This is a genomic window from Streptomyces caeruleatus (assembly GCF_001514235.1).
In the GTDB taxonomy this organism is placed as follows: domain Bacteria; phylum Actinomycetota; class Actinomycetes; order Streptomycetales; family Streptomycetaceae; genus Streptomyces; species Streptomyces caeruleatus.
Genome location: NZ_KQ948929.1, coordinates 458,539 through 475,222 on the forward strand (window position 1 = coordinate 458,539; position 16,684 = coordinate 475,222).

Annotated in this window: 16 protein-coding genes and 2 pseudogenes; 11 read left to right on the forward strand and 7 right to left on the reverse strand. The window is 72.3% G+C overall.

All coding sequences use genetic code 11. The annotated features are described in order from the left end of the window. Positions 1-251: 251 nt before the first annotated feature. The 8 genes from AQJ67_RS20210 to AQJ67_RS20245 all read left to right on the forward strand — a co-directional run bounded on the left by AQJ67_RS20210 (position 252) and on the right by AQJ67_RS20245 (position 9,323). A complete protein-coding gene (locus tag AQJ67_RS20210; RefSeq protein ID WP_062720382.1) occupies positions 252-1,631 on the forward strand; it encodes an MFS transporter in 1,380 nt (459 codons plus the stop codon). 201 nt (positions 1,632-1,832) lie between these two features. Beyond that, positions 1,833-3,215 carry a flavin monoamine oxidase family protein gene (locus AQJ67_RS20215; protein WP_062720383.1) on the forward strand — a complete coding sequence of 461 codons (1,383 nt, stop codon included), beginning with the start codon at positions 1,833-1,835 and terminating at the stop codon, positions 3,213-3,215. Between the two features lie 146 nt (positions 3,216-3,361). Beyond that, the gene (dapA, locus tag AQJ67_RS20220; RefSeq protein ID WP_062720384.1) at positions 3,362-4,261 is read left to right on the forward strand and encodes a 4-hydroxy-tetrahydrodipicolinate synthase; all 900 of its coding nucleotides are present in this window, start codon (positions 3,362-3,364) and stop codon (positions 4,259-4,261) included. Between the two features lie 61 nt (positions 4,262-4,322). Further along, the gene (locus AQJ67_RS20225; protein ID WP_079056059.1) at positions 4,323-5,864 is read left to right on the forward strand and encodes an aldehyde dehydrogenase family protein; all 1,542 of its coding nucleotides are present in this window, start codon (positions 4,323-4,325) and stop codon (positions 5,862-5,864) included. Between the two features lie 67 nt (positions 5,865-5,931). Further along, positions 5,932-6,327: a TOBE domain-containing protein gene (locus AQJ67_RS20230; RefSeq protein WP_062720385.1), complete on the forward strand. Its 396-nt coding sequence runs from the start codon at positions 5,932-5,934 to the stop codon at positions 6,325-6,327. A gap of 212 nt (positions 6,328-6,539) precedes the next feature. Then, positions 6,540-7,367 carry a molybdate ABC transporter substrate-binding protein gene (gene modA / locus AQJ67_RS20235; protein WP_062720386.1) on the forward strand — a complete coding sequence of 276 codons (828 nt, stop codon included), beginning with the start codon at positions 6,540-6,542 and terminating at the stop codon, positions 7,365-7,367. Continuing rightward, positions 7,364-8,215: a molybdate ABC transporter permease subunit gene (gene modB, locus AQJ67_RS20240; RefSeq protein ID WP_062720387.1), complete on the forward strand. Its 852-nt coding sequence runs from the start codon at positions 7,364-7,366 to the stop codon at positions 8,213-8,215. Before modA ends, modB begins: the two co-directional genes overlap by 4 nt. Before the next feature lie 31 nt (positions 8,216-8,246). Further along, positions 8,247-9,323, forward strand: coding sequence for an ABC transporter ATP-binding protein (locus tag AQJ67_RS20245; protein ID WP_062720576.1), 1,077 nt, complete (start codon positions 8,247-8,249; stop codon positions 9,321-9,323). A gap of 35 nt (positions 9,324-9,358) precedes the next feature. Here AQJ67_RS20245 and AQJ67_RS20250 read toward each other — a convergent pair whose 3' ends face one another. Next, positions 9,359-9,859, reverse strand: a complete 501-nt coding sequence (locus AQJ67_RS20250) for a DUF488 domain-containing protein (RefSeq protein WP_244190531.1) — start codon at positions 9,857-9,859, stop codon at positions 9,359-9,361. A 212-nt stretch (positions 9,860-10,071) separates the two neighbouring features. On the opposite strand from AQJ67_RS20250, the gene AQJ67_RS20255 reads away from it, so the two are divergent. Beyond that, positions 10,072-11,406, forward strand: coding sequence for a cytochrome P450 (locus tag AQJ67_RS20255; RefSeq protein ID WP_062720388.1), 1,335 nt, complete (start codon positions 10,072-10,074; stop codon positions 11,404-11,406). 100 nt (positions 11,407-11,506) lie between these two features. Next, positions 11,507-12,904: a M1 family metallopeptidase gene (locus AQJ67_RS20260; RefSeq protein ID WP_062720389.1), complete on the forward strand. Its 1,398-nt coding sequence runs from the start codon at positions 11,507-11,509 to the stop codon at positions 12,902-12,904. Between the two features lie 28 nt (positions 12,905-12,932). Here AQJ67_RS20260 and AQJ67_RS20265 read toward each other — a convergent pair whose 3' ends face one another. The 6 genes and pseudogenes from AQJ67_RS20265 to AQJ67_RS20285 all read right to left on the reverse strand — a co-directional run. Next, positions 12,933-13,223, reverse strand: a complete 291-nt coding sequence (locus AQJ67_RS20265; protein ID WP_062720390.1) for a hypothetical protein — start codon at positions 13,221-13,223, stop codon at positions 12,933-12,935. Positions 13,224-13,303: 80 nt separating this feature from the next. Continuing rightward, positions 13,304-14,284, reverse strand: a complete 981-nt coding sequence (locus AQJ67_RS20270; protein WP_062720391.1) for a sugar kinase — start codon at positions 14,282-14,284, stop codon at positions 13,304-13,306. Then, positions 14,281-14,520 carry a hypothetical protein gene (locus AQJ67_RS48290; protein ID WP_062720392.1) on the reverse strand — a complete coding sequence of 80 codons (240 nt, stop codon included), beginning with the start codon at positions 14,518-14,520 and terminating at the stop codon, positions 14,281-14,283. The genes AQJ67_RS20270 and AQJ67_RS48290 overlap by 4 nt, the downstream gene beginning before the upstream one ends. 122 nt (positions 14,521-14,642) lie before the next feature. Further along, complete coding sequence (locus tag AQJ67_RS49440) at positions 14,643-14,792, reverse strand: hypothetical protein (RefSeq protein ID WP_244190542.1); 150 nt, start codon at positions 14,790-14,792, stop codon at positions 14,643-14,645. Then, positions 14,773-15,039: pseudogene (locus tag AQJ67_RS45355) on the reverse strand (FCD domain-containing protein); the annotation flags it as partial. The gene AQJ67_RS49440 and the pseudogene AQJ67_RS45355, both read right to left, overlap by 20 nt. Positions 15,040-15,173: 134 nt before the next feature. Continuing rightward, positions 15,174-15,353, reverse strand: a pseudogene (locus AQJ67_RS20285) (GH36 C-terminal domain-containing protein); the annotation flags it as partial. 161 nt (positions 15,354-15,514) lie between these two features. Here AQJ67_RS20285 and AQJ67_RS20290 point away from each other — a divergent pair. Then, positions 15,515-16,675, forward strand: a complete 1,161-nt coding sequence (locus tag AQJ67_RS20290) for a S1 family peptidase (RefSeq protein WP_062720395.1) — start codon at positions 15,515-15,517, stop codon at positions 16,673-16,675. Positions 16,676-16,684: the final 9 nt, after the last annotated feature.

Below are 16,684 nucleotides of genomic sequence, written 5' to 3' on the forward strand. Positions count from 1 at the left end.
ACTCACCTGTAGCCCTCCGGCCGGTGCGGAACCGGGGGCATTGTTGGCCGCTCCCGGCCTTCACATACTTCGTTGCCATCCGGTGGCCACGCCGCCGGCGTCCCCCGGACACCGCGAGTTCGCCGCACCCGAGCCGATCACGTTCGTTCGCCGGGCGGCACCCGTGGCATCGGAAATCCGCACATCAACCCCGACCTGGCCTGGACCTACCCTCCCAGGGGCAAGTCCGGGATCCGCTCCCGGAGGCTGTGATGACCGCAAACGCAGGAAACAGACTGGATGACGCGCCCCTGTCGCGATTCCACAAGAAACTGGCGCTGTACTCCTCCGGAGGCCCGTTCCTCGACGGCTACGTCCTGAGCGTCATCGGCGTGGCCATGGTGCAGATCTCGCCGCAGCTGCGTCTGTCCGACTCCGCCGAGGGCCTCATAGGCGCCTCCGCGCTCATCGGCATCTTCCTCGGCGCGTTCGCGGGCGGCTGGCTGACCGACAGGTTCGGCCGGCAACTGCTGTACACCATCGACCTGATCGCCATCATCGTCTGTTCGGTCGCCCAGTTCTGGGCCACCGACCCGGTGTGGCTGTTCGTGCTGCGCCTGCTGATCGGCATGGCCGTCGGCGCGGACTATCCCATCGCGACCTCGCTGCTGGCCGAGTTCACTCCGCGCCGCTTCCGGGGGCCTCTGCTGGGCGGCCTGGTGGTGATGTGGTTCGTGGGCGCCGCCGTGGCGTACGTCGTCGGCGAGATCATGCTGTCGTCGCTCGGTGACGACGCCTGGCGGTGGATGCTCGCCAGCGCCACGCTGCCCGCCACGATCATCGTGCTGCTGCGGCACGGCACGCCCGAGTCCCCGCGCTGGCTGGCGAACAAGGGCCGCACCGAGGAGGCCGAGGCCGTCCTGAAGCAGGTCTACGGCCCGGACGTGACGATCGCCGACCTGCCGGACGAGACGGAGGAGCGGGAGAACGTCGACCTCAAGGCGATCCTGCGGTCCGGCTACGGCGGCCGGATGCTCTACATCTCCGTCTTCTGGACCTGTTCGATCGTGCCGCTCTTCGCCATCTACGCGTTCGGCCCGAAGATCCTGGACGCGCTTCAACTGGAGGGCGGGCTGGCCAACATCGGCGAGGCCATGATCACCGTCATGTTCCTCATCGGCTGTGTGGTCGCCCTGCTCGGCGTGAACAGGATGGGCCGACGTCCGCTGGTCATCCACAGCTTCCTCTGGTCGGGCCTCGCCCTGCTGCTGCTCGGCATCTTCCCCGACGCCCCCTCGGGCGTGATCATGACCCTGTTCGCCCTGTACGCGGTCATCATCGGCGGCACCCAGATCCTCCAGTGGATCTACCCGAACGAGCTGTTCCCGACCGAGGTGCGGGGCTCCGCCGTGGGTCTGGCGTCCTCCGCCAGCCGGATCGGCGCCGCCGTCGGCACCTACCTCGTCCCCATGGCGCTGACCGGCTGGGGCGTCGGCGGCACCATGCTCGCGGCCGCCGCCATCAGCCTCCTCGGTGCCGTCGTCTCCGTCCTGTGGGCGCCCGAGACCCGCGGCATGGCCCTGCACGAAGCCGCCGCGCTGACGCCGCGGCCCGCACAGGACAGGCCCTCGGGCCGTCCCGCGAGCGTCTGAGCGTCCGCCGCCGGGTCCCGCAACGGTGGGGACCCGGGCGGGCCGGCCCCGGTCACCGCAACGACCGGACCGTCCACCGAACTCCACCGAACTCCACCGAACTTCGCGCGGCACCCCCGTGCCGCCGACATCGCCGACTTCGAGGACATCTCCGACTTCGAGCGGCGCGTTCCTCACCCGTGAACCCGCAGGAGGGTACTGATGAAAGACGTAGTGATCGTGGGAGGCGGCATCGCGGGACTGGCCGCGGGCTGGCGACTGCGGCACTGGGACACGCTCCTGCTCGAGTCCGAGGGCCGGGTCGGCGGTCGTATCCGCTCGGAGCGGCGCGGACCATACTGGCTGAACTGGGGCGGGCACGTCTACGCCGGGGGCGACTCGGCGACGTCGTGGCTGCTGAACAACACCGGCGTCGACTCGGTGCCGGTGCCCGGCTCGCTGGCCGGACTGTCGATGAACGGCAAGCTGCTGCTCAAGGGCCGGGTGGAGAGCTACCCGTTCCGTATTCCGATGCCGATGCCGGCGCGGGTCGGCATGGTCAAGGCGGGCGCCAAGGTCGCGGTGCAGGTGGCCCGCTACGCCCGGATCGTGCGGCGGCGCAAGGGCGAGTCGGAGGCCCAACGCCAGCAGCGGATCTACGACTTCATGAACGACCGCTCCTTCAAGGACTTCATCGGCGACCTGCCCGAGGACGCCGAGGCCCTGTTCAAGCCCACGGTGACCCGGTCGGCGGCCGACATCGACCAGCTCTCGGCCGGTGCCGGCGTCGGCTACTTCAGCCTGGTATGGAACATCGGGGCCGGTCTCTCGCAGAGCATCGTCGGCGGCCCGTCCACCCTCACGGAGTCCATCGCGGTGGCCCTGGGGGACCGGGTGCGGCTGAACGCGACCGTCGACGAGATCGTCCAGAAGAACGGCTCGGTCGTCGTCCGTTACCGGGAGGACGGCGTCGAGAAGGAGGTCGAGGCGCGCTGCGTGGTGCTGGCGACCCCGGCGACCGTCAGCCACCGGATCGCCGTCGACCTGGACGCGGATGTCCGCGAGGCCCTGTCGAAGATCGTCTACGGCCCGTACGTCAGCGCGGCGTTCCTCAGTGCCGAGACCGGGCGCCAGGTCTGGGACGACGCGTACGGCATCGCCACGCCGAAGCGGTCCTTCAACGTCGCGCTGAACATGTCGAACGTCGTCCACGGTTACGAGCGGGACCGCCGGCCCGGCAGCAGCATCATGACGTTCTCGCCGGGCAGCCTGGCGCGCGAGCTGCTGGAGCACGACGACGACAAGATCCGCCGGATCTACCTGGACGACCTGGACCAGGTGCTGCCCGGCTTCGCCGACCACGTGGTCGAGGCCGAGGTGCAGCGCTGGCCAACGGGTGCGCCGTACTGCTTCCCCGGCCGCGGGAAGCTCCAGCAGACGCTGACCCGCCGCAGCGGCCGGGTGCTCCTGGCCGGTGACTACCTCGGCACTCTCTACACCGAGACCGCGATCCAGAGCGGCCTGTCCGCCGCCCATGAGGCGCGGAGCCTGCTGGCCACCGAACGGCAGACCGCGCACCGCGACCTGGCGCACGCCGCGCCGTAGTCCCGCTTCCGCTCCCCGCTTCCCGCTTCCCGCTTCCCGCTTCCCGCTTCCCCGTCACAGCTCCACAGCTTCACAGCTTCACGGCTTCACAGCTTCACGGCTTCACACCGTCACCCCTTCACGGCTTCACCTGAGGAGATCCGAGCATGTCGTCACAGCTGAGCGGTGTCCTGACCGCCCTGGCCACCCCGTTCGCGTCGGACGGGGAGATCGACGAGAAGACGCTGCGCCGCCTGGTCGACCGCAGCATCGACGGTGGGGTCGACGGCGTCGTCGCCTGCGGATCCACCGGCGAGTTCGCGGCGATGAGCGCGGCGGAACGCCGTCATCTGGTCGAGACCGTCATCGACCAGGCGGCCGGACGGGTGCCGGTCGTCGCGCAGACCGGTGCGCTGAGCACCAGGGAGGCGGTCGAACTGTCCCGGCACGCGCAGGCCGCCGGAGCCTCGGTGCTGATGGTGGTCGCCCCGTACTACGAGCCGCTCACCCTGGACGAGACGCTGCGCTATCTGCGGACGGTCGCCGACGCCGTGGACATCCCGATCATGCTCTACAACCTGCCCGGCGCCACCGGCGTCAACCTCACGCCGGACGTCGTCGGGCAGCTCGCCCGCGAGGTCGAGAACATCCGGTACATCAAGGACACCAGCGCCGACATGGCCCAGGCCGGGCAGCTGATCCACCGGCACGGCGACGTCATCTCCACGTTCATCGGCTGGGACAGCCTGCTGCTGACCTCGATCGCCGAGGGCGCCGCCGGCGTCATGGCCGGAACCGCGAACGTGATGCCGGCCGAACTCGTCTCCGTCCACCGGGCGTTGCGGGCCGGCGAACTCGACCGTGCGCGGGCCGAGTGGGCGCGGATCTACCCGCTGATGGACACCATCATGTCGGCGCCGTTCATCCCCGCGATCAAGTCCGCCCTGGAGGCCGTCGGCATCCCCGTCGGCGGCCCCCGCGAGCCGCTGCTCGGCCTCGACGCCGCGACCGCCGCCAGGATCTCCGCCCTGGTCGAGGAGCTTCCCCAGCTGTCGGCGGCACGGTGACGCGTTCCCGCCCGGCCCGTTCCGCCCTTCCCACCCGCTCAATCTCAGGGAGTCACTGACCATGACCACCGCCACCGGCCCCACGTCGGCAACGGTCCGGCGCGCCACGGACGCGCCGCCTCTGATCACTCCGGCCGACCTTCCTCCGGCCCGGCACTTCGTCGACGGCGAGTTCGTCGATGGCGAGTTCGTCGATGGCGAGTTCGTCGACGCGGCAGCCGAGCGTGTCATCGACGTCATCGATCCGAGCACGGAGAACGTCATCGCCCGGATCCCCGCGGGCACGGCCGGGGACGTCGACCGTGCGGTGGCCGCCGCCGTGGCGGCCAAGGGCGCGTGGGGACGGCTGGTTCCCAAGGCCCGCTCGGAGGTGCTGCACGCCATCGCCGACCGGGTGGCCGAGCACGCCGAGCCGCTGGCCCGGCTGGAGTCGGCGAACACCGGCAAGCCGCTCGCGGTGTCGCGGGACGACGTCGGCATGACCGTCGACACCTTCCGCTTCATGGCCGGCGCCGGGCGCGCGACGACCTCCATGGCGGCCGGCGACTACGCGGAGGACCATCTGTCGGTCATCCTGCGCGAACCGCTCGGGGTGATCGGCGTGGTCACGCCGTGGAACTACCCGCTGCTGATGGCGGCCTGGAAGATCGCCCCGATCCTCGCCGCCGGCAACACCCTGGTCCTCAAGCCGTCCGAGCAGACCCCGCTGACCACCCTGAAGTTCGCCGAGCTGGTCGCCGACCTGCTGCCGCCCGGCGTGCTGAACGTCGTCAACGGGTACGGCGCGGTCGCCGGGGCCCGGCTCGCCGAGCACCCGGACGTGAACATGATCGCCCTGACCGGTTCGGTCACGAGCGGTCGTGCCGTCGCCCGGGCTGCCGCCGAGAGCCTCAAGCGGGTCCACCTCGAACTCGGCGGCAAGGCCCCGGTGGTGATCTTCCCCGACGCCGACCTCGCGGCCGCCGCGTCGTCCCTGCGCGTCGCGAGCTTCTGGAACTCGGGCCAGGAGTGCGGGGCCGCCTGCCGCGTCCTCGTCCACGAGTCGGTCGCCGAGCGGTTCGTGGAGCAACTCGTCGGTGAGGTGGAGGCGTTGGTGGTCGGTGAGCCGACCTCCGGCGACGACGTGGAGGTCGGCCCCATGGTCTCCAAGGCCCACTTCGACCGGGTCACCGGCTACCTGGAGCGGGCCGGGAAGGAGGGCGTCCGCGTGGCGACCGGCGGCGGCGCCCTCGGCGGGCCCGGCTACTTCGTCGCCCCGACCGTGCTGGTCGACGTCCCCGAAGGAGCCGAGGTCGCCCGCGAGGAGATCTTCGGCCCGGTGGTCACCGTGGAGACGTTCACCGACGAGGAGGAGGCCGTGCGACGCGCCAACGACGTCCCGCTCGGCCTGTCGGCCTCCGTGTGGACCGAGAACGCGCGCCGCAGCCACGACATCGCCGGACGCCTCGACTTCGGCACCGTCTGGGTCAACTCCCATCTGGTGCTGGCCGGTGAGGTCCCCTGGGGCGGCTTCAAGGGCTCCGGCTACGGCCGGGACCTGTCGGTCTACGCCCTGGACGACTACTCGCGCACCAAGCACGTCATGCACAACCACGGGCGCTGATCGGGCCGGGCCGCCGGACGCGGGGCCCGCACCGGCGGCGCGGCCCTGATCGCCTATCTTGGCGCGTATGCAGTCCTACACGATCGGCCAGGCGGCGCGTCTGCTCGGAGTGAGCCCCGACACCGCACGGCGGTGGGCGGACGCCGGGCGCGTCGCCACCCACCGGGACGAGGGCGGACGCCGCCTCATCGACGGGAAGGACCTGGCCGCGTTCTCCGTGGAGCTCGCCAGGTCCGGTGAGGGCGAGGAGGACCTGTCGTACACGTCCGTCCGCAACGCCTTCCCCGGCATCGTCACCGCCGTGAAGCTCGGCGACGTCGCCGCCCAGGTCGAGATCCAGGCCGGCCCGCACCGGCTGGTCTCCCTGCTGACCCGGGAGGCCGTGGAGGAGCTGGGCCTGGAGGTCGGCGTGGAGGCCACCGCCCGGGTGAAGTCGACGAACGTGCACATCGACCGGGCCTGAGCGAAGCCAAGCCGAGCCGGGCTCGCCCGCCCCATTCCGCCCTGATCCGTACGAACGCACATGCCACCCGCCCACACCGACGTACCGGCTCATGCGATGCGACAGGAGACTTTCGCCTCGCATCTGCGGCATTATCATCGGCGCATGGCGTAAGTGGTCCGGCAGGGCCGCAAGTGAGTGTGTCCGTGAGGACCAGAGGGAGTGGACCCGTGATGACCCGTACCGCGCGCCGGAACCGCCGTATGTCGCAGATGGCCGGTGTGAGCGCCGCGGCGCTGCTGGCGCTGAGCGCCTGCTCGTCCGCCGGGTCGGACTCCTCGGCGAAGTCGGACTCCCCCGCGGGCAGCTCCTCCTCGGGCACGATCTCCGGTGACGTGACCGTGTTCGCGGCGGCCTCCCTGAAGGAGAGCTTCGAGACGCTGGGCAAGCAGTTCGAGAAGGAGCACCCGGGCACGAAGGTCACCTTCAGCTTCGGCGGCAGCGACTCGCTCGCCGCGAGCATCACCGGCGGGGCGCCGGCCGACGTGTTCGCCTCGGCCAGCCCCAAGACGATGAAGATCGTCACCGACGCCGGGGCCGCCTCCGGCACCCCCGCGACCTTCGTCCGCAACCAGCTGGAGATCGCCACCCTGCCGGGCAACCCCGACAAGGTCGACTCCCTGAAGGACCTCACGAACTCCGACCTGAAGGTCGTCCTCTGCGACAAGGAGGTGCCCTGCGGCGCCGCCGCCCAGAAGGCCCTCGACGCGAGCAAGCTGAAGCTCACGCCCGTCTCCTACGAGCAGGACGTCAAGGCCGCGCTCACGAAGGTGGAGCTGAAGGAGGCCGACGCGGCCGTCGTCTACAAGACCGATGTGCACGCGGCCGGTGACAAGGTGCAGGGCGTTAAGTTCCCCGAGTCCGCCGACGCCGTCAACGACTACCCGATCACCCTCCTCAAGGACACGCGGAACACCGAGGCCGCCAAGGCGTTCATCGCGCTCGTGCGGTCCGCCGAGGGCCAGAGGGTCCTGTCCGAGGCCGGGTTCCTCAAGCCGTGACCTCCACGAGCGACAGGACCGGCGCCGCGGCCGACACCCTCCGGGGCGGGCCGCGGCGCCGCCGCGTCCGTTCGGGCGTTCCGCTGCCCCTGCTGTTCCCCGCGCTGATCGGCCTGGCGTTCCTCGTCGTGCCGCTGATCGCCCTGCTCGTACGGACCCCGTGGCACAGTCTGCCCGAGCAGCTGACCAGCCCCGACGTGTGGCAGGCGCTCCAGCTGTCCCTGATCTGCGCCACGGCCGCCACCGCGGTGAGCCTGATCCTCGGCGTGCCCCTGGCCTGGCTGCTGGCCCGCGTGGAGTTCCCCGGCCGGGGTCTCCTACGGGCCCTCGTCACCCTCCCCCTGGTCCTGCCGCCGGTCGTCGGCGGTGTGGCGCTGCTGATGGCACTCGGCCGCAACGGCATCGTCGGGCAGTGGCTGGACTCGTGGTTCGGGATCACGCTGCCGTTCACCACGACGGGCGTCGTGATCGCGGAGGCGTTCGTCGCGATGCCGTTCCTCGTCATCAGCGTCGAGGGCACTCTGCGGGCCGCCGACCCGCGCTACGAGGAGGCCGCCACCACCCTGGGCGCGTCCCGCTTCACCGCGTTCCGCCGGGTCACGCTGCCGCTGATCGCCCCCGGTATCGCCGCCGGCGCCGTGCTGGCCTGGGCCCGGGCACTCGGCGAGTTCGGCGCGACGATCACCTTCGCGGGCAACTTCCCGGGCCGCACCCAGACGATGCCGCTGGCCGTGTACCTGGCCCTGCAGAGCGACCCGGAGGCCGCCATCGCCCTCAGCCTGGTCCTGCTGGCCGTGTCGATCGCGGTGCTGGCCGGGTTGCGCGACCGTTGGATGAGTGCCGGATGACCCGGCCCGCACGACCGGGAGCGACCACCGGATGACCGAGACCTACGACGTCCGCGCCGACACCACCCTGGAGGGGCTCGACGCCCGCCTCGTGGTGGACCGCGGCGCCTTCCGCCTCGACGTGGCGCTCACCGTCGCGCCGGGCGAGGTGGTCGCGCTGCTCGGCCCGAACGGCGCGGGCAAGACCACGGCCCTGCGGGCCCTCGCCGGGCTGACCCCGCTCACCGACGGCCATCTGCGGCTGGACGGTGCGGAGTTGGACCGTACGCCGCCCGAGTCCCGCCCGGTCGGTGTCGTCTTCCAGGACTATCTGCTCTTCCCGCACCTCACGGCCCTCGACAACGTGGCCTTCGGGCCGCGCTGCCAGGGCGCGGCCAAGGCGCAGGCGCGAGCGCGGGCAGCCGAGTGGCTGGACCGCCTGGGGCTCACGGACCACGCGGGCGCCAAGCCGCGCAAGCTGTCCGGCGGCCAGGCCCAGCGCGTCGCCCTCGCCCGCGCCCTGGCCACCCGCCCGCGTCTGCTGCTCCTCGACGAACCACTGGCGGCACTGGACGCCCGTACCCGTCTGGAGGTCCGCGCCCAACTCCGCCGCCACCTGGCCGAGTTCGAGGCGGTGGCCGTGCTCGTCACCCACGATCCGCTGGACGCCATGGTCCTGGCCGACCGCCTGGTCGTCGTGGAGCACGGACGGGTCGTGCAGCAGGGCAGCCCGGCGGACATCGCGCGCCATCCCCGTACGGACTACATCGCCCAGCTGGTCGGCCTGAACCTGTACCGGGGCGAGGCCGACGGCCACACGGTCCGGCTGGACGGCGGCCCCGCCATCACCACCACCGAGGACCTGTCCGGACCCGTCTACGTGGCGTTCCCGCCCGGCGCGGTCACCCTCCACCGGGACCGCCCGACCGGCTCCAGCGCCCGTAACCTCTGGCGCTGCGAAGTGGCCGGTCTGGAGACCCACGGCGACCAGATCCGGGCCGACCTCGCGGGCGAACTCCCCCTCGCCGCGGACCTGACCACGGTGGCCGCCGCAGAGCTCGATCTGCACCCGGGCGCCGAGGTCTGGGCGACGGTGAAGGCGACGCAGACGCACGCCTATCCGGTGTGAGACCGGGGCCGCCGGCCCGGGCTCCGATGCGTGCGTCACGACGGGCGCAGGTGCTGGATCGTGACACCGTGCTCCTCGGCCAGCCGCCCGGCGATCAACGAGCGGTGGCATGCCTCCGGGTCGCGCTCGACACAGAACAGCGCGGCGCTCCCGTCCCGCGACAGCGCCAACACGATCGGCGTGAGGTCGGCGCCGTCGAGGATCTCGGCGGTGTAGCGGCGGCTGTACTCGGCGGCGAGCTCGCGGCGCGTGCGCTTGCCGACCCCTTGGCGGTCGTCCTCGGCGTACTGGAGCCGGCGCAGTTCGGTGGTCGGGGCGAGCTCGGGGTGGTGCTCGTAGGCGATACCGGCCTGGGCGAGTGCCCGCTGCAACCGCAGTGAGTTCGCCCAGGCGTACTCGGGACCGCGCACCCCGCGGCGCTGACGTACGTCGAGCAGGAGACGGACGTCCGCGTGCCGCAGTTCGCGCAGGAAGGACTCGCGGTCGAAGCCGTAGACGCCGATCGTGACGATTCCCGAGCGGTGTGCTCGCGTCACGCGACGGCACTCCCCGCGAGCCCGAGCGGTGTTCGTTCCACCGCCGCATCAGCTCCCTTCGAGTCTTCGGCACTCAGGAGCCCTCCCTCACATCATGACACCCCGACCGCCCTCCCCCGGAGTGACTCCATGTGCCCGCTCCCGTACAGTCCGTGGCATCCGCAAAGGCCCCCGGTCGCGGCCAAGCCCAACGGCTCACCTGGAGAAGAGACATGGACACCGAAGCCGGTCCCGGCGCCCGCCCGCACGCTCCCGGCACGGGGCGGCCGGTTCCCGAAGCCGAGCCCGGGGTCGTGGAGCGATGGCGTTCGGGGGGAGGTGGTGAACTGGTCGAGCTGCTGGCGCGGGTGCGCGAAGAGGTCGGCGGCGTCGCCGCGTTCCGGCTGGGGCCGGCGCCCACCGTGCTCGTCACCGATCCGACGGCGGTCCAGCATGTGCTCGCCCGGTTCCCGGAGCGGTACGTCAAGCGCTCCCACCGGGCCCGGCTGCTGATCGGCGACGGGGTCATGGCGGCCACCGGTGCGGCGTGGAAGCGGCAACGCCGTTTGTTGCAGGGCCAGTTCACGGGCCCCGGGATGCGCCGCTACGAGCAGCGGATCACGGCGGCCGCCCGCACCACGGCCGAGCGCTGGGACGGATACGCCCGCACGGGCCAGGTTCTCGACGTCGGGCGGGAGATGCACCGCTTCGCCCTCGACGCCATCTGGCGTTCCCTGACCGGGTACCCCCTGGACGAGGAGACCGAGCGTGAACTGGCGGCGGTGGAAGCCGTGGCGGCGGCCGTACCGACCCTGCCCGCCGACGTCGCCGACGCCCGCGACGCCGTGGCCGCCGATCTCGCCCGGATCGACGCGGTCGCCCGGCGGGCGATCGAAGCGGCCCGCAGCGGTGTGGCCGGCCCGGACGGCCCCGGTCTGGTGCATGTCCTCACCGAGGCCGCCACCGAGCGTCCGGAGTACACCGACGGGCTGATCCGCGACGAGTTGGTCACGCTGCTCGCGGCCGGGCACGAGACGACCGCGACCACTCTGACCTGGCTCTGTCTGCTCCTCGACCGGCATCCCACCGCCCGCGAACACGCGCTCGCCGCCGGCGGCGAGGGTTCACCGGAGCGCCGCCAGGCGATCCAGGCGCTGATCCACGAGACGCTCCGCCTCTACCCGTCGGCCTGGATCCTGCCCCGCCACGCCGCCGAGGACGACACCCTCGCCGGGTACTCCGTCGAGGCCGGCACCGACATCCTCGTCTGCCCGTACCTCACGCACCGCGATCCCGGACTGTGGCCGGACCCCGAGCACTTCGACCCCCGGCGCTTCACCGCCCCGGACGGCCGGCCCGCGCACCCGGGTGCCTACTTCCCCTTCGGTATGGGTCCCCGCGCCTGCCTCGGTCTCCAGTTCGCGCTCCGCGAGTCGACCGTCCTGCTGGAACACCTGCTGCCGGTCCACGTCCCCGAGTTCGCCGCCACCCCCACGAAGGCGCAGTACGGCATCACGGTCCGCCCCGCCGGCCCGACGCCGGCGACCCTGGCCCCGCTGCCCGCCTGACCCGGCGGCGTAGTGCCACGCGCCTTGCTGGGGCGCGCCACGTCCGGTCTTCACCCATGCGAGGGCCAACGCCTCACCCGTTGTGGCAGGATCCGCTGTCATGCCGTCACTCTCCGCATGGCCGTCAAAGTCCTTGAGTCGTCTGCTGGTTGTCCTGCTCGCCGTGCTGCTGGCGCAGAGCGCCGGCGGTCCGGACGCCCTCTCGGCGCCTCCGGCCCAGGCGGCGTCCGCTGCGGCCGCGACGCCCGACCGGCCGCGCTACGACGTGACACTGCGCGGCAACGCGGACGGCTCCCGCTGGACGGGCCGGCAGCGTGTGTCGTTCCGCAACGCCTCCGACCGGCCGCTGCGTGAGGTGTACGTACGGCTGTGGGGCAACGGCGCGGACAGGTGCGGCGCGGCAGGTACACCGCCGCCCGTCAAGGTCTCCAAGGTCACCGGGGGCACAGCGGGCCGGCTCACCGTGAACTGCACGGCGCTGCGGATCACCCTGCCGAAGCCGGTCGCGCGGGGCGAGCGGGCCGCCGTCGCCTTCGATGTGTCCCTCACGGTGCCCGAACGCAACAGCCGCTTCGGCCGCGAGGGCGCCTTCCGCTTCCTGGGCAACGCCCTGCCCGTGCTCGCCGTGCACGACGCGGCCGGGTGGCACCTCGATCCGTATGTGCCGACCGGGGAGAGCTTCTACGCCCTGGCGAGCGACTTCCGGGTGGCGCTCGACCACCCCGCCGCCCTCGAGGTCCCGGCCACCGGCCGCACCTTGACCCGTCCCGCCGGGCCCGGCCGCAGCGTCACGTTCAGCGTCGCGCACCGGGTGAGGGACTTCGCCTGGGCCGCGGGCCCGTTCCGCACGGCCACCGAGACGACGCCCGGCGGTGTGCGGGTGAGGTCGTACTGGGCGCCGGACACGTCCGCGGCCGGGGTGCGGCTCACCCGTCAGGACGGCGCCGCCGCCGTCGACCGGTTCGGCGAGGAGTTCGGCCGCTACCCGTACGGCGAGATCGACCTCGTGATGACCAGCGGGTTCGGCGGCGGCATGGAGTACCCCGGCCTGGTCCTCCTCGGCACCACCGAGGAAGGCAGTGCGGTCGTCCACGAGGTCGCCCACCAGTGGTGGTACGGCATCGTCGGCAACGACGAGTACGGCGCTCCCTGGCTGGACGAGAGCTTCGCCCAGTACGCCAACGCGCGCTTCTACGGCTGGGACACCCGCGGCTGCTGGTCGGATGTCGAGTGGCCGAGCGACCGTACGACGCTGACCGGCTCCATGGCCTACTGGGCCGCGCACCCGGGCGAGTACCACTTGATCTACACGGCCGGTTCCTGCGCCCTCGCCGACCTGGAACGCGTTCTCGGCGCGGACACCATGGCCCGCCTCCTCAAGCGGTACGCCGAGGACCACTGGTACGGCGTCTCCACCACCGCCGCGTTCAAGCAGGCCGCGCAGTCCGTGACCGGCGAGGACCTCGGCCCGTTCTGGAAGCGGCACCGGATCCGGTGATACGGAAGAGGCCTTCCCGTCCGCTCAGCTACGCCCCGGCGCCGCCCGTCTCCACATGCCGGGCGGCCTTGCGCACCTGCTCCTCGACATCGCTGCGCGGCTCGCCCCGTTCCCTCGCGTACTGGACCATCGCGACCTGCGCCTCCCGGGCGAGATCACGCCAGGCCCGCAGGGCCGTGTTGTACGTCTCGGTCTGCCGCGCACTCCAGCCGCCGCGCTGGGTCGGGGACCCGTACATGCGCCGCAGATCCTCCACCCGCGTGTGCGCCTCTTCGGCGGCACGCTCCTTCTGCACCAGCTCTTCGAAGATAGTCGTCACACAAATGGAGCATAGGCGGGTAAATCACCCTTCGCGCGCGGAGACGTGAAGGGACCGGCTCCAGGGCGGCTCGGCGGCCCTCACCGGGTCCGCTCCTTCCACTCCCGGGCAGAGAGCGCGAGCAGCGCTTCCTGCTCCCGTCGGTCGGGCAACGGACCGTGGTCCCCAGTCACTTGGAGGGCGGAGGCGGCGGTGATGTGGCCTAGACGCAGGGCATCGGTCATGGTCCCGCCCCGCAGCAGGCCCGCGAGGAAACCGGCGGCGAAGGCGTCGCCGGCGCCGACGGGCTCCACGACCTCCGTACGAGGTGCCGGCACGGAGTGCACGCCCCCGTCGCTGAACGCGGTCGCGTCGTTCGCCCCGTCCTTGACGACGAGGACGCGGGGGCCCGGGAGCTGTGCCCGCACGTCCGCCGGCGTCAGGTGGTCGCCCCACAGGGCCTGCGCCTCGTCCAGGCCGACGAAGGCGATGTCGGCCAGGTCCGCCAGTTCCCGCAGCACGGTCGGGGCCGAGCCGTCCGGCCAGAGGGCGGCGCGGTGATTGACGTCGAAGCTCACCGCGTACGGGCGTGCGCCGGGCTCGGCGGTCAGCGCCCGGGTCACCAGGCGACGGCACGACTCGGACAGTGCGGGGGTGATGCCGGTCAGGTGCAGCAGCCCGGCCGCGCTCAAGGGCTCGCCGTCGAGCGCCTCGGGACCGAGTGCGGATGCGGCCGAGCCTCTCCTGTAGTAGTGCACGCTCGTCCCGGCCGGGCCCGGGTCCTTCACCAGCAGGCCGGTCGGACGGCCGGGGTCGGTGCGCACATGGGAGACGTCGACTCCGGCGGCGGCGACGTCGGCGCGGACGCGGTGTCCCAGGGGGTCGTCGCCGAGCGCGGAGAGCCAGGCGACGGGGACGCCGTGGTCGGCGAGGTACATGGCGACGTTCGACTCGGCGCCCGCCACCGACAGCCGCAGCCGGGCCGCGTTCACCAGAGGGCTCGGTGGGTCGGGGGCCAGGGCCGCCATGGTCTCGCCGATGCAGACGACCGGGCCCGGAGCGGGGCGCCAGGGGGCGGTCATGCCGGAGCTCCGACGGGCGCGGAGTGCCGGGTCGCGTCCAACCGGCACGCGGGCGTGGCGGTGCCCGGCACGTCCACGCCCGGGTGAACGGTGCGCAGGGGTACGCCCGGGGCGTCCGGCACCGACAGGAGCCGGCCGGTGAGGATGTCGACGAGGGCGACGCCGGAACCGGTCCGGCGGACGCCCTCGCCCGGTTCGAGGCGGCCGGAGCGGACCGGGCGCGGGCCGGCGGTCACGGCGTCGCCTCCGCCACGACCGTGCGGAACAGGCGGGCGCGTTCCCTGAGGGCGGTGACGCTGCCGCCGTCGGCGGCGTCGCCCACGAGGGGGGACTGCGAGTGGGGGCACCTCCCACGCCCTTAAGGCAGTGGGGGAGCGTGCCGGGCGCCGTGGGTGCTGTGCGGGACTTTCAAAACACCCCCTAGCACGGTGCGCAGTGCGGCGTCGGGGTCGTCGCCGCGCACGATCGCGACCAGGCGGTGGGTGGCCAGCGCGGCTTTCAGGTCCACGGACGGTGCTCCTTCGGTGCGGGTGGCTGTGGACGATGCGGTCCCGGTGGGCGAGGCCCGGCTCGATGACCATCTCCATGCGCTGGAGCAGCTCGTTGTGAGTGGCGGACAGCAGGGCGCGGTGGAAGGCGAGGTCGGCGGCCACGGCCTGCCCCGGGTCGCCGCCCCGCTCCCCCATCGCCTCCAACGCGGCGTCCAGGGCGGCCAGATCGGCGTCGGTGCGGCGCTCGGCGGCCAGGTGCACGGCGGTGGCGGCGCCGATGCCGGAGGCCGCGCCGGTGACGACGGCCGTGCGGCCAATGAAGCGGTCCATCGTGGGGTCGACTCCTTCGTGAGCGCCGTTCTCGGACGGGGGCAGGCCGTGCGGGCAACATATGCGGGTCACTGACGTGTCAGCACCACCAGGTCCGCATCATGATCGGCGTTCCAGGTGAACGGCAGCCCGTAGTGCAGCAGATGGGCTCCGCCGTACGTTGTTCCGGTGGCCCTGTCCCGGTAGCGCGCCGCCGGATCCAGCCCGCGCAGCCAGAGCCGGCCCTGCCAGGGCCCGGCGCCGTCGACGACCGCCGCCTGCTGGATCTCCACCGGGACGGCCCGCATGGGCGTTATTGGTATGGACCTGACACGCCGTCATGGCTATGCTCTGCCCGACCCTGAATGAGAGCGCTCTCAGATTGCGGTTGTTCCACCCCACCCTGTTGGAACGACGAAGGGCAACTCCCTTGAGACGCAAGAGCTTCAGACTCACGTACGCCGCTCTCGCCGGGCTTCTGGTGTTCGGCGGCTGGACCGCCGGCGGCACCGGATCGGCCGCGGCGAGCGACACCGACCGCGCCTCCGCGTCCGCCTCCGCCGGCCTGCTGCAGGCGATGCAGCGGGACCTCGGCCTGTCGAAACCGCGGGCCGAGGCACGGCTGGCGGCGGAGCGCACCGCCACGGCCCTCGCCCCGAAGGCACGCGAGGCGGCCGGATCGGCCTACGGCGGCGCGTGGTTCGACGCCCGGAGCGAGCGACTCACCGTGGCCGTCACCTCCGACGCCCCGCCCGCGACCGTACGGAAGCTCCGCGCCGGCGGCATGACCGTGCGCACGGTCACGCACAGCGCGCGCGAACTCGAAGCGGCCAAGGCGCGCATCGACCGACTCCCGGCGCCGTCGGGCGTGAGCAGCTGGCACGTCGATCCGGTGGCCAACTCGGTCGTCGTGAACGTCGTCGGCGACCGGCGGGCCGACAACGACGTCCGGCGCTTCGTCTCCGGCGCCCGAGCGGCCGGTCCCGTCACCGTGCGGACGGTCGCCGCGGCCCCGCGCACCTTCGCCGCCGGAACCGTCGGCGGCGACCCCTACTACACCGGCAACGTCCGCTGCTCCATAGGCTTCTCGGTGCACGGCGGCTTCATCACCGCCGGGCACTGCGGGGGTCAGGGGGCCGCGGTCAGGGGCTGGGACGGCACGCACGTCGGAACGTTCCAGGGCTCCTCGTTCCCGGGCAACGACTACGCCTGGGTGAGCGTCGGCAGCGGCTGGTGGACGGTGCCGGTGGTGCTCGGCTGGGGCACGGTCCCGGACCAGCTGGTGCGCGGCTCGGCCGAGGCACCCGTCGGCGCCTCCATATGCCGGTCCGGCTCCACGACGCACTGGCACTGCGGCACCGTGCTGGCCAAGAACGAGACGGTCAACTACAGCCAGGGCGCGGTGCACCAGATGACCAAGACCAGTGTCTGCGCCGAACCCGGCGACTCCGGGGGCTCCTTCATCAGCGGCGACCAGGCGCAAGGGGTCACCTCGGGCGGCTGGGGCAACTGCTCCGGCGGCGGCGAGACCTGGTTCCAGCCCGTCAACGAGATCCTCGGCCGTTACGGGCTGACCCTGCACACGGCCTGACCGTGCCGC

Coding starts and splice junctions, on each gene's coding strand:
- AQJ67_RS20210 (WP_062720382.1), top strand. CDS start 252: ATGACCGCAAACGCAGGAAACAGACTGGATGACGCGCCCCTGTCGCGA.
- AQJ67_RS20215 (WP_062720383.1), top strand. CDS start 1,833: ATGAAAGACGTAGTGATCGTGGGAGGCGGCATCGCGGGACTGGCCGCG.
- dapA (WP_062720384.1), top strand. CDS start 3,362: ATGTCGTCACAGCTGAGCGGTGTCCTGACCGCCCTGGCCACCCCGTTC.
- AQJ67_RS20225 (WP_079056059.1), top strand. CDS start 4,323: ATGACCACCGCCACCGGCCCCACGTCGGCAACGGTCCGGCGCGCCACG.
- AQJ67_RS20230 (WP_062720385.1), top strand. CDS start 5,932: ATGCAGTCCTACACGATCGGCCAGGCGGCGCGTCTGCTCGGAGTGAGC.
- modA (WP_062720386.1), top strand. CDS start 6,540: ATGACCCGTACCGCGCGCCGGAACCGCCGTATGTCGCAGATGGCCGGT.
- AQJ67_RS20245 (WP_062720576.1), top strand. CDS start 8,247: ATGACCGAGACCTACGACGTCCGCGCCGACACCACCCTGGAGGGGCTC.
- AQJ67_RS20255 (WP_062720388.1), top strand. CDS start 10,072: ATGGACACCGAAGCCGGTCCCGGCGCCCGCCCGCACGCTCCCGGCACG.
- AQJ67_RS20260 (WP_062720389.1), top strand. CDS start 11,507: ATGCCGTCACTCTCCGCATGGCCGTCAAAGTCCTTGAGTCGTCTGCTG.
- AQJ67_RS20270 (WP_062720391.1), bottom strand. CDS start 14,284: ATGACCGCCCCCTGGCGCCCCGCTCCGGGCCCGGTCGTCTGCATCGGC.